Annotated in this window: 11 protein-coding genes and 2 pseudogenes; 1 reads left to right on the forward strand and 12 read right to left on the reverse strand. The window is 46.4% G+C overall.

Annotated elements, in window-relative coordinates; all coding sequences use genetic code 11:
- Positions 1-62: 62 nt before the first annotated feature.
- The 6 genes and pseudogenes from DW642_RS03775 to DW642_RS03795 form a co-directional block, all read right to left on the reverse strand.
- Positions 63-1,748, reverse strand: a complete 1,686-nt coding sequence (locus DW642_RS03775) for a family 78 glycoside hydrolase catalytic domain (RefSeq protein WP_256359691.1) — start codon at positions 1,746-1,748, stop codon at positions 63-65.
- A gap of 36 nt (positions 1,749-1,784) precedes the next feature.
- A pseudogene (locus DW642_RS16415) lies at positions 1,785-2,249 on the reverse strand (alpha-L-rhamnosidase N-terminal domain-containing protein); the annotation flags it as partial.
- 12 nt (positions 2,250-2,261) lie between these two features.
- The gene (locus DW642_RS03780; RefSeq protein WP_117509313.1) at positions 2,262-2,693 is read right to left on the reverse strand and encodes a glycoside hydrolase family 78 protein; all 432 of its coding nucleotides are present in this window, start codon (positions 2,691-2,693) and stop codon (positions 2,262-2,264) included.
- A 14-nt stretch (positions 2,694-2,707) separates the two neighbouring features.
- Entirely contained in the window at positions 2,708-5,503 is a 2,796-nt protein-coding gene (locus DW642_RS03785) for an alpha-L-rhamnosidase (RefSeq protein ID WP_117509314.1), read from the reverse strand.
- A gap of 62 nt (positions 5,504-5,565) precedes the next feature.
- On the reverse strand, positions 5,566-7,818 hold the full coding sequence (locus DW642_RS03790) for a glycoside hydrolase family 3 C-terminal domain-containing protein (protein WP_117509315.1): 2,253 nt from the start codon (positions 7,816-7,818) through the stop codon (positions 5,566-5,568).
- Positions 7,819-7,853: 35 nt separating this feature from the next.
- Complete coding sequence (locus DW642_RS03795) at positions 7,854-8,945, reverse strand: alpha/beta hydrolase (RefSeq protein WP_055267525.1); 1,092 nt, start codon at positions 8,943-8,945, stop codon at positions 7,854-7,856.
- Between the two features lie 214 nt (positions 8,946-9,159).
- Here DW642_RS03795 and DW642_RS03800 point away from each other — a divergent pair, with 214 nt between their 5' ends.
- Positions 9,160-10,197 carry an AraC family transcriptional regulator gene (locus DW642_RS03800; protein ID WP_158554969.1) on the forward strand — a complete coding sequence of 346 codons (1,038 nt, stop codon included), beginning with the start codon at positions 9,160-9,162 and terminating at the stop codon, positions 10,195-10,197.
- 8 nt (positions 10,198-10,205) lie between these two features.
- Here the strand turns inward: DW642_RS03800 and rhaD are convergent.
- The 6 genes and pseudogenes from rhaD to DW642_RS03835 form a co-directional block, all read right to left on the reverse strand.
- Positions 10,206-10,748: pseudogene (gene rhaD / locus DW642_RS03805) on the reverse strand (rhamnulose-1-phosphate aldolase); the annotation flags it as partial.
- Between the two features lie 90 nt (positions 10,749-10,838).
- Positions 10,839-11,075: a hypothetical protein gene (locus DW642_RS03810; RefSeq protein ID WP_118700810.1), complete on the reverse strand. Its 237-nt coding sequence runs from the start codon at positions 11,073-11,075 to the stop codon at positions 10,839-10,841.
- Positions 11,076-11,489: 414 nt separating this feature from the next.
- Entirely contained in the window at positions 11,490-11,753 is a 264-nt protein-coding gene (locus DW642_RS16190) for a hypothetical protein (protein WP_055267519.1), read from the reverse strand.
- Positions 11,754-12,182: 429 nt separating this feature from the next.
- The gene (locus tag DW642_RS03820) at positions 12,183-12,476 is read right to left on the reverse strand and encodes a ParB N-terminal domain-containing protein (RefSeq protein WP_055267517.1); all 294 of its coding nucleotides are present in this window, start codon (positions 12,474-12,476) and stop codon (positions 12,183-12,185) included.
- Positions 12,477-12,872: 396 nt separating this feature from the next.
- Positions 12,873-14,261, reverse strand: a complete 1,389-nt coding sequence (rlmD, locus tag DW642_RS03830) for a 23S rRNA (uracil(1939)-C(5))-methyltransferase RlmD (protein ID WP_117509318.1) — start codon at positions 14,259-14,261, stop codon at positions 12,873-12,875.
- Positions 14,258-15,208, reverse strand: a complete 951-nt coding sequence (locus tag DW642_RS03835) for a 3'-5' exoribonuclease YhaM family protein (protein ID WP_117509431.1) — start codon at positions 15,206-15,208, stop codon at positions 14,258-14,260. The genes rlmD and DW642_RS03835 overlap by 4 nt, the downstream gene beginning before the upstream one ends.
- Positions 15,209-15,234: the final 26 nt, after the last annotated feature.

Raw genomic sequence — 15,234 nt, forward strand, 5'->3', positions numbered from 1 at the left:
CTAACCGTCTGTATTTACCGGTCAGTTCTCGCAAATACTGTCATTTTGTTTTCTTTGATTCTTTATTCAAACTGATACATTCCGCTTCCTACCTTGTATAATCTGCCATCCGGCATCTTTACAACGGCAGTCGTGTTGCAGGGGATTTTTACTTTCAGCTTAAATTTCCCTTCGTCCATACTCCACCTGACTGCGATTTCCCCGTACTCACTTATATAAGTACGTTTTACACTGGTAAACGCATTGTCCGGCTCCGGTGCGATTACAATCTCCTTAAATCCGGGAGCAGCCATATCAATGCCGCTTATCTTCCGGAACATCCAGTCGTCCACGCATCCAAAGGCATAGTGGTTCAGGCTTGTCATAACCGGAGACCCGTCCTCCTTGTAAGAAATGTAATTTTCCCAGATTGTTGTCGCTCCCTGCTTCACCTCATAAAGCCATGACGGGCACTTTGTCTGGAGCAGGATTTTATATGCCTTGTCCATCCTGCCGATCTTACAGAGCGCATCCAGCAGATACGGCGTCGTCAGGAACCCTGTATCCAGACAATCCCCGTTTTCTTCTATCTTGCGGATCAAATGTCCGGCGATACTTTTTTTCTTCCTTTCAGGAGCAAGATCAAATGCGATTGCCAGCACATAACTGCCCATAAAATCAAGAGGCATCTTCCCATCATCATCGATCAGTCCTTTTTGAATGGCAGATTTCATTCTGGACGCAATGTCATCATAGTATAATTCGTCTGATGTATGCCCGAGGAGTGCTGCCGTATCTGCCATGATCCGGCAGGAATTCCATCCAAAAATTGGCGCGCAGTATGTAGAAGTATTGATAAGTTTTGCAGCGCTTTGGTCTGCTCCGTCTACTGTCTGGCTCGGTATGAGCCACTCCCCGTACTGATGTCCTGTATTCCACAGATACTGGTCAATTTCTTTTGGATGTTTCATCTTGCCTCTACGCTTCTTTGCAGTGTTGATGATATAGTCGCACCACTTTTTCATTGTGTCATACTGCTCTCTCAGTATCCTGATATTTCCTGTAAGCTGATACATGCTCCACGGTACGATACAGGCGGCATCTCCCCATCCTGCTTCTCCCACCGGTTCAAAATTGCGGTATACGATCCGATTCAGTTTCTCCAGTAATTCATAGATTCCGGTAAGGGGGATCACATTGGGGATTGCCCCATTTTTCTGCTGACTGAAGGTCATATTACGCAGCCATCTTGTCAGAAATGGGGTTACATTTTCGTTGAGCATGGCTGTTCTTGCATAAATCTGGATATCTCCGGTCCATCCGCCTTTTTCTCTCTGCGGGCAGTCCGTGGGGATTGAAAACAGATTCGACCGCTGAGACCATCTTGTATTTTCGTAAAGCCGGTTTATATCTTCGTTGGACGTCTCAAATGTTCCCAGATCCTCATTGTCAGAAGACAGGACAATCGCTGTGAAATCCTCCGGGCTCACCGGCTGATCGCATGTCACTCTCACATAGCGGAATCCATGATATGTAAAATGCGGTATGTATTCTGTGAATTTCCCGTTTGAGATATAAATATCACTTTGCTTGTGCCCTGTTTTCTCTGACATGAAAATATTGTTGAAATAGTTTCCATATTGATCAAGAGTTTCAAAATGATCTAATACCATTTTTGTTCCGGCCGGCAGTTTGCTTTTTACCCGCAGAACACCTGCCAAGTTCTGTCCAAAGTCAATGATCGTCTCGCCTTTCGGGCTAACTGTCATTCCTACTGCCGGCACTTCTTTTACCGGGCGCACCGGTTCCCCGTACTGAGCCACCAGGTTCACGTAAATTTTTCCGCATGGAATACCGGTTTTCCAGCTGCTGTCATCGAATCCGCAGCAGTTCCAGTTTTCCTGTTCCATCCGTGCGTCATAGAGTTCACCTGCAAACAGATCTGATGAACGAATCGGACTTTCTGAAACTTTCACCGTATCATCTGACAGCACCATTTCACTCGTTCCGTCTTCATAATCAATCTTTATCTGAAATAACACAGAATGTTCGGCTTTAAACTTCCTGCTTCTCGGTTTAAAGTTCGCGCTGTCATACCAGCCGTCCCCCACCAGCATTCCTATGACATTTCCTCCCTCTCTCAAAAACGGGGTCACATCATAAGTCTGGTAGCACAGATATTTAGAATAGACGGTAAATTCCGGCGCAAACTCTCTGTCATCCGGACGCATTCCGTTCATGCTGAGCTGATATGCTCCGTGACAGGTGGCATAAACGCGCGCTCATTTTATGCCGTCTCGTGCATCAAATTCTTTGCGAAAATATTCTGCCGGGTTCTGCCCGCCGGTTCCGGGTTTTACCTTTTTCATAGGAAACGGAGATTTCACCCACTCGGCCGTCCATTCTTTCTTCATAAATCCTGTCTCAAAGGATGAGGATGCCGCCGCCTTTTCTCCGTTATTAACTGTCACTTCCACTGTCCAGTTGTAGTCACTGAGACTTTGTAATGGTTTCCCGGAGTACTCCACAAAAATACTTTTATCACTTTCTACCATTCCAGAATCCCACATTACTTCGTCCATATTTTTCACTGTGATATGATAGGATGTCTGCATCACATTCTTTTCATCACTAGTGATTACCCATGAAAAATAAGGTGCTTCGTCCACGCATGGTCTATATTGACTGTTTACTTTAAGCCTTATAAGCTCCATAGCAACCCTCCTGATTAGAATTTTGCCAGTGCCGCATCCAGCATCTGCGCCTCATCTTTTTTTATCTCTCCTGCGAATGTTTTCGCGACATCTCTAAGCGAAAGCCCATATGCAATATCGGGGATCATATCCACTTCCATCATTTGAGAAAGAAACGCGCGGATATCCGGATGGTTCAGCAGTTCTTCCATTGTCGAGTCTATGCTGTATTTCTTCTTTAAAGGCTGTGACGCCTCATAAGCGACTTCATATTCTCCGGCTCTCACACGGCAGATTCCATTTTCCACCTCTTCAAATAATGGATTTTCTTTATCTTCATATACAGATTCCGACGCATATGGAAGAACCACTTCTGCACTTCCGCCGAACGGAACCGTAACAGTGACCGTGATTTTATTATCCTCTGATATCTCCCAGCCGCACTGATAGCATCCGCTTGCCGAATCATAAACAGCTTTTACATATTTCAGTCCATTATTCACTTTCGGGCTGATCCGCATCACCCTGCCTCCCGGGTTCTGTTCCGTCACATCAATCCCGGCCGCATGACGGAAGATCCACTCCAATACAGCGCCGTAAGAATAATGATTTAGACTGTTCATCCCCGTGCTGGAGACATGTCCGCTCTCATCCAGTGAATTCCAACGCTCCCACACCGTTGTTGCTCCCAGCTTCACTTCATGGAGCCAGCCCGGGTATTCCTTATTCAGAAGCAGCCGGTATGCCGCGTCTGTCATTCCATGATCAGTCAGGACATTGCACAGAAGCGGGGTTCCTACAAACCCGGTATTTAATTTATTTTTATTATCCCTGAGAAGCTTTTGCAGCATCTGCTTTGTCAGTTCTTCATTTTCAGACAGATGATATTTCAGTGCAAGAATAAGCCCTGTCTGCGTCTTCACCGCACATCTGCCTGTAGCAGTAAAATATTCTTCTTTCACGACCTGCCACTGACGGTCTGCGATTTTCTGATACTCCTGTCTCGTTTCTTCCAGTCCAAGCACCTCTGCTGCTTTTGCAACAATCTGTGCACTTGCCGCGTAGTAGATGTCTGCAATGTATGCTTCATCAGTCGCTCCATACACGCTGTTCGCAGCGGCACCTGTACGGTCAAGAGCAAGCCAGTCACCATAATGGAAAACCTGTCTCCATCCATGATGGTCTCCATCAATTCTCCGGATATAATCGACCCACGCTTTCATGCTCTCAATTTGGTTTTCGAGTATTGTTTTGTCCCCGCTGAACAAATATACGTTCCAGGGGATGATACATGCGGCGTCTCCCCATGCGCAGGAACATTTTGTCGGTCCGAATGTGGGGACAATCTCCGGAACCATTCCGCCCGCCAGAAGCTGTTCCTGATACAGGTCGTATAAATATTTTCGGTAAAACGCATAGGTATCAGCCAGATAGCTTGCAGTCGCGGAAAATACCTGTGTATCTCCTGTCCAGCCCATCCTCTCATCTCTTTGGGGACAGTCTGTAGGCACATCCAGAAAGTTCCCTTTCATTCCCCATTCGATATTGGAGATTAATTTGTTCACAAGATCATTCCCTGTCTCGATTGCCCCGATGCTCTCATAATCACTGTAAAGAACAAGCGCCGTAAAATCCTCACACGAAAGGTCCCTAACCCCGGTCACTTTCACATATCGATAACCATAGTATGTAAAATGAGGCGTAATCACCTTTTCTGTACCATCAGAAACATAAATGTACTCCGAAAGTGCAGTTCTTAAATTCTCGTTGTAGAAACATCCGCCCTGAAGCACCTCGCCCGTCTGAATCCTGATAGTTGTCCCCGCCGGCTCATGCACCCGCAGCCGGAAGATCCCCGTGATCTCCTGCCCCAGATCAAATACCTCTTCTCCGGCAGGAGTATGGATCAGCTCTGCCGGCTTCATCTCCTCCTGTACCTTAACTGGAAGAGATAACCGTTCCATAAGCCGGCCTTTCGGAACCTTTGCGATCCGCGCAGGAGACTCCTCTACCGGCGGCAGCGTATCATCTCTTCTCTCACCGTCATAGATATTGGAAAACCACAAATTGCTTCTTGTAACTGACCAGGTTTCATCAGAACTGATCACATCTTTCGTTCCGTCTTTGTACTCTATGTGAATCTCCGCAATCAGCTTCCACTCGTCACCGTAATATGCTTCCCGCTCCGGATCATTGAAACCGAACCTGCCTTTATACCAACCGTTTCCGAGAAGAACAGACAGCACACCTCCTCGTTCTGCCTGTTCTGTGATGTCATACGTCTGATACTGGATCCACCGGTCATAATTATTGCAGTACGGAGTCAGATACTCTTCACCGATTTTCTTAGGATTTTCTTTATTTTCCCCAAGAAAATATGCCTCATACAATCCCAGGCCGCAAATGTACAGTCTTGCGCTTTTCACTTCTTTTGCCGGACGAATCCTCTTTGAGAAAATCGGATGCCGTTCCTGACTGCTGTCACAGGTAATCCACCTGCCCGTCCACGGTTCATCCATTTTGGCGGTCTCAAAGAACTGCGTGTCTGATTCGATCACTTCCTCTGCATCTGTTGTCACAATAACTTTCCAGTAATATCTTGTATACGGCTGCGGTTCAAATTCCACTCTTGCAGAGAGACTGTCCAGCTCTGCCTCCCCCGTGTCGTGACAGATATCTGTAAAGGTTTTGTTCTTGCTGATCACAATCCTTGCATGTTTCTGTTCCTGTCCTCTGCCGCCTTTCACTTTCCATGAAAATACCAACGGTTTCAGATAAAACCCTAAAGGGTTTGTGATATGATTTGTTTTTGCCGCATAAATCTTGCCCATAATTCTTCCTCATTTTCATGCTGATACTTTTTCATCCAATAATAAGCCAACCGTTCCTCCCACTACTGACACAGAGCATTTAACTCCACGATCATCTGCTCGATCGCTTCGCCCGGAATAACGCTTAAAAATGATTTCAGCGACATCTGCGCAATAATTTCCGGAGTCACAAGCTGTACCTCCCCATCTTCTTTCTTAGGTTCTTCTCCCTGTGATATCCCCTCAAGATACTCCATCATTTTCCCTGCTGTCTTCGGGTGGTTCATCAATTCCCCCATTGTAGTGGTCATATCCACAGTGAACGGCAGCAGCACATCAGTAGTAAATGTAAGTTCTGCAGCCTCTCTGATCACATCGCTGGCATGCCCGATCTGGATCTCATATGTACCTGACGGAGTGTACCAGTCGTGAATCTTTGTCTCGTAGTAAGCAAAATCTCTCGCGCAAAGTTCCATTGTAACCGTCTTCTTCTCACCCGGATTCAGAAATACTTTCGCAAACCCTTTTAGTTCTTTCACTGCTCTTGGCACCGTGCTGTCCTTGTCACTGACATAGAGTTGAACCACTTCACTTCCTGCCCTCTTCCCTGTATTCTCCACATCAATGCTCACCTTCAGAATATCTCCATCTTTCATTTCCGCAGAAGAGAGTTTCATATTGCTGTAGCTGAATTCCGTATATGACAGTCCATGGCCGAATGCCCAGCGCACCGGTACTTTCTTCGCATCATAGTAACGGTATCCGACAAAGATATCTTCTCCATAGAGAACAGTCCTGCCGTCTCCAGGGAAATTCAGGTAACTCGGGTTGTCTTCCAGACGATATGGGAACGTCTCCGCCAGACGTCCTCCTGGATTTGCCTCCCCAAATAACAGCCGGTCGCTGGCCTCCCCAATGCCTTCTCCTCCCAGATACATCTCCAGAATGGCATTTACAGACTCCGCCCATGGAGTTTCTACGGGACTTCCGTTATGAAGAACCACTACCACATTTTTCTGTATCTCAGCCACAGCCTCTATAAGGCGATTCTGACACTTTGGCAGTTCCATGGATGTTCTGTCATATCCTTCCGACTCAAAGCTGTCCGGCAGTCCGGCAAAGATTACAACTACATCTGCGCCCGCTGCCGCTTCACACGCCTGTTTCAGATCCTCTTCTGTCATCTCGTCACGCTCTGACGAGAAGCCTTTCACGTACTCCACTGCCCTGCCTTTTCTCACCGCAGTTTCCAGAGCCGACACTACGCTGTCCGTATTGATGTGACTCGATCCCCCGCCCTGGTATCGCGGTTTCTTTGCAAATTCCCCGATATAGACTACTTTCTGTTCTTTTTTCAGCGGCAGCACTCCCCTGTTTTCCAGAAGTACGGCGCACTCTGTTTCGATATCTGCCGCTGCTTTGTGATCCTTTTCCCTGTCAAATACAGTCTCCGCTTTCCTGTTATCTGTGTAGGAGAAGACTACTTTCAGTATGCGTTCCACCGTTCTGTCAAGAATTTCTTCCTCCAGTTCTCCATTCTCCACTGCCTGAATAATCTTTCTTGTATTATATCCTCCTGATCCCGGCATCTCCAAGTCAAGACCGGCTTTCAGTCCTTTCACCCGGTCATTTACAGCTCCCCAGTCACTGACCACATATCCTTCAAATCCCCACTCATCCCGCAGGATATCTGTCAGAAGCTTCTTATTCTCTGAAGAAAATACTCCGTTGATCTTATTGTAGCTGCACATCACAGTCTTTGGCTGCGCTTTCTTCACCGCCTCCTCAAAAGCCGGCAGATAAATTTCCCGGAAAGCCCGTTCCGATACTTCCGACGATATCTGCATACGGTCTGTTTCCTGATTATTCGCGGCGAAGTGTTTCATACTGGTTCCGATGCCTTTCGACTGTACGCCCCGGATATATGCTGACGCCATCTTTCCTGTCAGATATGGATCTTCGGACATATATTCAAAATTCCTTCCGCAGAGAGGACTGCGTTTGATATTAACTGCAGGGCCGAGGAGCATGCCCACGTTCTCAGCCTGACACTCGTCCCCAAGGATCTGTCCCATACATTCCATCAGTTCCACGTCAAAGCTGGATGCCGTGGCGCAGGCTGCCGGAAAGCAGACTGCATTCACACTTTTATTCAGGCCGAGATGATCTGCCGCGCCTTCCTGTTTGCGCAAGCCGTGCGGGCCGTCTGTCATCATAACGGAAGGAATCCCTAACCTTTCGATTCCCATCGTGTTCCAGAAATCCGCTCCCGAACATAGTCCTGCTTTTTCCTCCAGTGTCATCTGTCTGATCAATTCTTTCAGGTTTCTGCTCATTATGAAATCCTCCTTAAATAAATTCTTATCTGTTCCTATCTGTGGGCTTCCCAGAAGATGACTGCTTCCTGAAGCCAGTTTTTCACTTTTGTTTCATTTCCTATTCCAAATCCATGTCCCAGTCCGTCAACGATTCTGACCGACACATTTTCTTTGCCCAGTACCTTCTCTAATTCCGGCAGTTTATCTTCCACATTTGCAAAACCGAACTCATCATCCCGCCCTACGATAGAAAATACCGCCAGTCCCTTGTCCTCCTGCAAAGCTTTGATATTCCAGTCCAGACCATACATAGGGAAGATCACCTTCGGTCTTGGCAGATGATTCTTGTGGCAGCAGTCCTCATAATTGGCAAATGAATACGCCGTGGTCATAAGTCCTCCTGCTGAAAAACCAAAGATGGCATAATCATCCATGTTTACAGAAAACTGTTTTTGATGCTCCGTCAGATATCGAATCACTTGTGTCAGTTCCCTCGCGGCAGCCTGTCCCTGCTTTACCTGTTCTGTCTCACCCAGCTGTCTGCCGACCGGATAACTTACGACGAAAACAGAATATCCCATTTTATGCAGCTTCATCGCCACAGGATACCCCTCGCAATCAGTTACATTACTGATAAATCCGCCTCCCGGAACTACAATGGCAAGTGGTTTTCCCTGTTGTCCCTGATAAAACATTCCCGTCAGATGTGACCTGTACGGATGACCCTTCACTGCTTCCGCAGGATACAGATCCGACACCAGCCTTGCCTGACCTTTCTCAACAAGTCCGGTTAGATAATTGAAAGATTCCAAGGCTGCATCCAATTGTTCCTCACGGCCCGGCGCCTTTAAAAAATCCTTATACTTTACAGGCGCAATAGCTTTCAGCACGTTGTCCTCCACATTGAAAAACATATGTTTAAAACCGCCGAATACCGGATGCTGCATGAAAAATCCAACTTTGTCCTCCCCCGTTCCCGGACGGAAATGTCCGTTTTCATCGTAATAGCTGCTTTCCTTTATTTTTGGAAATCCGCAGATGCCAAGAAGTGCCGGCAAAAACATGGCACTTTTTTTATAGACATATAATGTCGCACCGATTACAAATAATAAAACAATCACCACTACTGCAAAAAATATCTTCATCCTAACCTATGCCTCCTTTTCTTACTGACATCTTACTTTATACAGACTAAAATTACATCAACGAAACATAAGTGATTTACCGACCAAACTTAATAAATATCCGAGATTACTCTGTACACCTTTGCCCCCAATATGGTATATTTTAGACAGGTTAAATAAACTGCTGATGACTATAATCACAGTTCATTCATATCTCGAAAAGGAGAGATTATATATGATGACATTATCTGCATTGAATCAATTTCTGAAGCAGCACACTACCGAAGAAACCCAGCATCTGAATGGTGTAAAGAAAGATTATTCACAATTTCCTGTTGCCAGAGGTAAGTTTGATACACCCTGTTACCGTTTTGATACGAACCTTGAAGATCTGCGTTCTTTATTTCTTTCAAAGAAAGTGCTTCCGAGTTATTACAACTTCGCTGTTGTAAAACAGGATCGTTTTGAAAACGTACCTCTGCATATCCATGAGTGGCTGGAGTTGAGTTATATTTATTCTGGTTCCTGCACAATGACGATAAATAAGACTACATTCAGGCTAAAAGCCGGGCAGATGGTTCTGATCAGCCAGAATGCACCTCATTCTGTCAAAAGATGTTCAGAAAATGATATTATCATCAATTTTCTGCTGACGCGCGAATATCTGAACGGTACTTTTTTTGAACGCCTGTCTCAGGATAATTACCTTACACACTTTTTCATTGAGGCTCTGAACACCACGATGCAGGAAAGCATGTATATTGTCTTTTCCCCGGAACAAAAACAAAACCGGCTGGCAGATCTTGCCAACCAGTTTCTCTGTGAATTTTATTCTCCGTCCGTAACATCCGGACCTTTTTTAGACAGTCTTTTTACGCTGATTACCTGCGAGATGATCAATCTGTTCCAGCACGGTATGGTTCTAGATCACGCCTCTGTGGATCAGATTTATACCATACTCCGATATATCGAAACAAACTTTGCGGACTGTACCCTTTCTTCTACAGCTGAGTTTTTTAATATGCACCCAAACTATCTCTCTGCCTACATACGCCAGCATACCGGAACCACTTACAAAGAGCTGGTCCAGACACACCGGCTCTCTCAGGCGGCAAAATTGTTAAGGAGCACCGCACTTTCCACAAATGATATCAGCCTTGCCGTCGGATATCAGAATACCAGCTTTTTCTTTCAGCTGTTCCGCAAGAAATACGGATGTACGCCTATGGAATATCGAAACATGCTTCATGCTTCTGATACGCCAAATATGTGATATGTACATTATTTGCCATATAGAAACTTTTCCGGTAAAGTTACTTTAAAATCTTTCGCCAAATCTCTGAAATTCTGAGGTGAGATTGTCTGTCTTTTATCCGGTCTCATGGACAGCATCTTTACAAGGATTTCCGCGGATTTCTCTACGGTGTGCATTAATCCGAATGTAAGATCAAAGTCTTCCCCTGAGCAGAACATGCCGTGATGCGCCCAGATTGCCACATCATATTCTTTCATCAGGGCACTTGTCGCCACTGCGATCTCACGGCCGCCCGGCACCATCCATCCTACTACACCGATTCCGGAAGGAAATACAACCGGGCACTCGGTCGCCATCTCCCAGAGTTCTCTAGTAAATACTTTATCCTCCAACGGCAGTACAAATGTCAGTGCGATCACATTCGTGGTATGTGCATGATAAACATTGGTAACGCCTTTTTTCACTTCATGGTTCATCAGGTGACTCGGCAGCTCACTGGTCGGTCTGCCTCCGTTTACCAGACCCCAAAGGATGCGGTAATTCTCTCCTTTTTCATCCAATTCGATGATATTTTGCATAGACTACCACTTCGAAGATGCAAAATTGTCACTATGTAGTTACACAGATGCTATCAGATTCACTAATAGCATCGCCTTACTTTATCGCCCTCTATTCCTGCTAATCGGAATTACGTCCCCAAAATACTTACTATCCTTCACCGCTACAAGTTCCACCTCAACACACTTCTGCTGCCATTCCTTACAAGCCTCTTCATACCTTTGCCTCTCCTCACGAACCATGAATAGCTCGGTATAAAACTCCGAAGCATTTGCATAGTCTGCATCCTGAAGCACATTTGAAAGCTCTGATTTCATCCTCCCTGCTTTTCTATCCAATACAGCAATCTGCTCCTGCAACTCTTTCTTTCACTTCTAATGCCAATGTGAGTGGACATATAGGTGTCCGTTTACGAACCCACCGCCGTATCCGGCGTGATAGCCCCCTGCAAGGGCGAAATACACAGAGTACAAAACGAAGTTTTGTGCGATGGGTGTATTTCGCTCTGCGAGGCTTAGCCCTCGCATAAATGCACGAGGGCTGGTTAAAAAATCTATCCTCAGCGCAAAAAGGAAAAAGCCACATACCTTCGCAAAGATACATGGCTTCAATTACGCTGATAACTGTATTTAATTGGCTACAATTCGTGCCGTATCCGGCACCACTTTTTTCTTCTAAAATTGAGGCTACAATTCCTTCCATAAATGATGCCATAACACTTCCATTTATAAATGTTTTGTAGCCTTCTGCTGTCATTCCCCGCAAAAACTGAAATCCAGCAACTCATTGATATCAGGATCCATCTGATACTTCTTCACATCCTCCTCTGTGTAATCCATATTCCCAGAAGCACCCTTATCGTCAGGCACAGGTTGTTCCTGTCCAACCGCCTGAATAGGCATTTCTGTATGCCCTGATGATTGCATAAGCGCTGAGTTCTTTGCGGTGGTGATATCATATCCAAGAAATCTTGCTTTATCTTGACTATGTGTTATCTTGGTCTTTTTTTCGGACATCTCAAGATGCAGAGTATCCTCGAGAAATACTCTGAATTTTTCCTTGATTTCAGATGCATCCTCAAATGAACCTATGGCTAGCTTGCATTGATTATCACGCAGATTGCAGACAGCAAAATACTAATCTGCCAATACATCACCGTAACATCTTCCCTTCGGTGCGGAGATGGTTAGCTCTAGCCTCTGACTTTCCTTCAAGCAGTTTAGCTTTCATCCTCATATAGTACCTTTCACCTCGACACTCAGTCGCAACTTGGAAGCTTTGTTGACTTGTGCCTTTACAAACGTGCTGTTGTCCCCTTTATGTTTCCATTCAAGGTTAGTTGTTGGCGATAAGACTGTGTTCTTCACACTTGATAATTTTTCTTATTGTTTTCTCAAAACAAAATCATAATGACCCACGTCGCTTGGGTGTCCACCCCAAACGCCTTACGGGCGCACAGAATCTACCATCGCCACTATCGCCTGATCATCATCCAATTCTCTTATAACTGCCGGAACCTCCGCAAGACCAGCCCAGCCGGCATCTGCCTTTCGTCTGTGTCCTGCAATCACTTCATAACCTTCTCCGTCAGGATTCGGTCTTACAAGCAAAGGTACAATCACACCCTCATCTTCAATACTTTTCATAAGGGCACACAGCTCTATGTCCTGCTGCACATGAAAAGGATGGTTCTTAAAGTCCTTTAACTCGCTTATTCTGATACTCTTTATCTCTTCCATTACAACCTCCGTTCTTCCGGTAGAATAACTTCTACTCAGTTACGTCAATGTTATCTGCAAACAGAAAAAGACCGCTCATCTCCAATTACTTGAAAATGAACGGTCTTTCACGCTTCGTATTCTATTGAATAACTTCAAAATATTAATTGTACTTTTATGTGTTTCCACACCCCACATCCAATACGACTGAGACATTCACACCGTCTGAAATTGCTTTTTTGTAGGTTTTTCTATCACTCTGTGAGAACATCATATGTCGCTCAAAGTGCCGGAAGTCGAGAAGTTTTACAAACTTCCCGACTCGCGGGCAGTCGTCGAATTCCGCATAAACACTGGCTTTACAGCCAGTTATTTCTTCGGAACTCTCCTCGTTGCCTTCGCGCAAATCAAGGATTCTTACATATCGACCCGATGTAGTGCAACCACGCACTCCACATGGCACGTCATCGGGAATTGGTCAACCCCTCGGACTTTCTTTACTTCATACCCCAGCTCCCCAAGCACCTTCACATCTCGTGCCAGCGTTGCGGAATCGCAGGATACATACACGATGCGGTCCGGCTGCATGCTGGCCATGGTGTGGAGGAGGTTTTCTTCGCAGCCTTTTCTCGGCGGATCGACGACGATTACGTCCGCGTGGGCGTGTTCGCCCGGGTGGTCTTTGGCGTACTGTTCGTAGTAGGCCGGAAGAATCTCTTCCGATTTTCCAACGAAAAATTCAGCGTTTTCGATCTCGTTAATTTTCGCATTGTTCTTCGCATCCGCGATTGCCTCCGGGACGATTTCGACGCCGTAGACTTTTTTGGCTTTCTGCGCGAGGAACAGGGAAATCGTTCCGATGCCGCAGTAGAGATCCCAGACCGTCTCATTTCCGGTGAGGCCTGCGTATTCCAGGGCAAGACCGTACAGCTTTTCCGTCTGCGCCGGGTTGACCTGGTAGAAGGACAGCGGGGAGATCCGATATTTTACGGTTCCAATATAGTCGGTGATATACCCCTGTCCCCACAGGCAGCGGATTTCTTTTCCCATGATCACATTGGTCCGCTCACGGTTTGCGCTTAGGGTAATGCTTGTTATGCCTTCGAGTTCTGTCAGCGATTTGATGAGTTTCTCCTCGGCCGGCAGTTTCTTTCCGTTCACAACGAGACAGACCATAATCTCTTTCGTCATAAATCCAAACCGGATCAGCACATGGCGCACCAGGCCTTTGCCGGTCTCCTCGTTGTATGCCGGAACGCCGTTCTCCTCCATCCAGGCAAGAATGCGGTTCAGAATCTCCTCGTTCTGCTCCACGCCGAGATAACAGTTCCGGTTTTCCATGATCTGATGCGTTCTTCCCGCATAAAATCCCGTAATCAGCTTTCCATTTCTATCCTGCCCGATCGGAAACTGGGCTTTGTTTCGATAGCGGAACGGATTTTCCATCCCCGCGATCGGCTCCATCGGGATCTCCGCCATGCCGCCGATGCGCTGGAGATTTCCGGCGATTTTCTTCTCCTTAAAGCGAAGCTGCTCCGCATAGTCGAGCATCTGCAACTGGCATCCGCCGCACGGACGTGCAACCGGGCAGACCGGCTCGACGCGGTGCGCGGACGGCTCGATCAGGCGCATCAGGCGCGCGTAGCCGTAATTTTTCTTTGCTTTGATCACTTTTACCTCGGCAAGATCGCCGATGACGGTGTCCTTGACAAAGAGGGTATAGCCCTCGCATTTGCCTATACCCTCTCCGTCGTGTCCCATATCTTCAATTTTCACCGTCAGTACATCATTTTTCTGATAGTTCATGAAAAGTCTCCTGTTCTGCGGATGTTGGACTCAAAAAACCGGTTGTAGCCAAGCCACTCATTGCCGGCCGGCGCTGCGTCAAACAGCTCGGTCAGGGTTTCCATTTTGGCATCGGCATTGTCCGCCAGGTTCAGCGCTACCGCCTCTACCATTGCCGGTTTTTTCGGGGAACCGTATTCCAGCTCGCCGTGGTGCGCCAGAATGCAGTGCTTTAACTGATTCTCGAGTTCCTGTGGGAAACCGTCGATCTTCTGCGCCGCATCGTGTACCATCTCCGCACCGATCATGATGTGGCCGAGCAGCTGTCCGTCATTGGTGTAATCGTTCTGCGGGAATAAGGAGAGTTCTTTCGTCTTTCCGATATCGTGCAGAATTGCTGCCGTAATCAGCAGATCGCGGTTCAGAATCGGATACGATTTTACCATAAAATCGCAGAAACGGGTGACACTTAACGTATGCTCTAAAAGGCCGCCGACGAATCCGTGATGCACGCTTTTTGCTGCAGAGCTCATGCGGAACCGTTTTGCGGTCTCCTGATCCTGGATAAAATAATACGTCAGCAGTTCGGAGAGATACTGATTTTTCACCGTTCCGATCCAGGAGATCAGCTCCTGATACATCGTATTGATGTCGTAACGGCTCGTCGGCAGATAGTCCGCCGGATTATATTCGCCCTCTTCCGCTTTTCTTGCATTTTTAATGGAAACCTGAAGTGCTCCATTGAAACTGGAAACATCTCCCATAATATCTACATAATCCAGTGCTTCAAATTCACGGATTCCCATAGAATTCGGATCCCAGATTTTCGCATCGATCGTACCGGTTTTATCCTGTAAGATCACGTTTTCGTACTGTTTTCCGTTTTTGGTAACAGCCGACTGTTTATGTTTGCAGAGATAAATTCCGGAAATGCGGTTTCCTTCCCGGAGTTCGTTGATATACTTCATAAAAATAAATCCTCTTTTTCTAAAAT

This window comes from Blautia sp. AM23-13AC, from assembly GCF_003435675.1.
Lineage (GTDB): Bacteria > Bacillota > Clostridia > Lachnospirales > Lachnospiraceae > Fusicatenibacter > Fusicatenibacter saccharivorans.

Coding starts and splice junctions, on each gene's coding strand:
- DW642_RS03775 (WP_256359691.1), bottom strand. CDS start 1,748: ATGACAGTTAGCCCGAAAGGCGAGACGATCATTGACTTTGGACAGAAC.
- DW642_RS03780 (WP_117509313.1), bottom strand. CDS start 2,693: ATGGAGCTTATAAGGCTTAAAGTAAACAGTCAATATAGACCATGCGTG.
- DW642_RS03785 (WP_117509314.1), bottom strand. CDS start 5,503: ATGGGCAAGATTTATGCGGCAAAAACAAATCATATCACAAACCCTTTA.
- DW642_RS03790 (WP_117509315.1), bottom strand. CDS start 7,818: ATGAGCAGAAACCTGAAAGAATTGATCAGACAGATGACACTGGAGGAA.
- DW642_RS03795 (WP_055267525.1), bottom strand. CDS start 8,945: ATGAAGATATTTTTTGCAGTAGTGGTGATTGTTTTATTATTTGTAATC.
- DW642_RS03800 (WP_158554969.1), top strand. CDS start 9,160: ATGATGACATTATCTGCATTGAATCAATTTCTGAAGCAGCACACTACC.
- DW642_RS16190 (WP_055267519.1), bottom strand. CDS start 11,753: ATGTCCGAAAAAAAGACCAAGATAACACATAGTCAAGATAAAGCAAGA.
- DW642_RS03820 (WP_055267517.1), bottom strand. CDS start 12,476: ATGGAAGAGATAAAGAGTATCAGAATAAGCGAGTTAAAGGACTTTAAG.
- rlmD (WP_117509318.1), bottom strand. CDS start 14,261: ATGAACTATCAGAAAAATGATGTACTGACGGTGAAAATTGAAGATATG.
- DW642_RS03835 (WP_117509431.1), bottom strand. CDS start 15,208: ATGAAGTATATCAACGAACTCCGGGAAGGAAACCGCATTTCCGGAATT.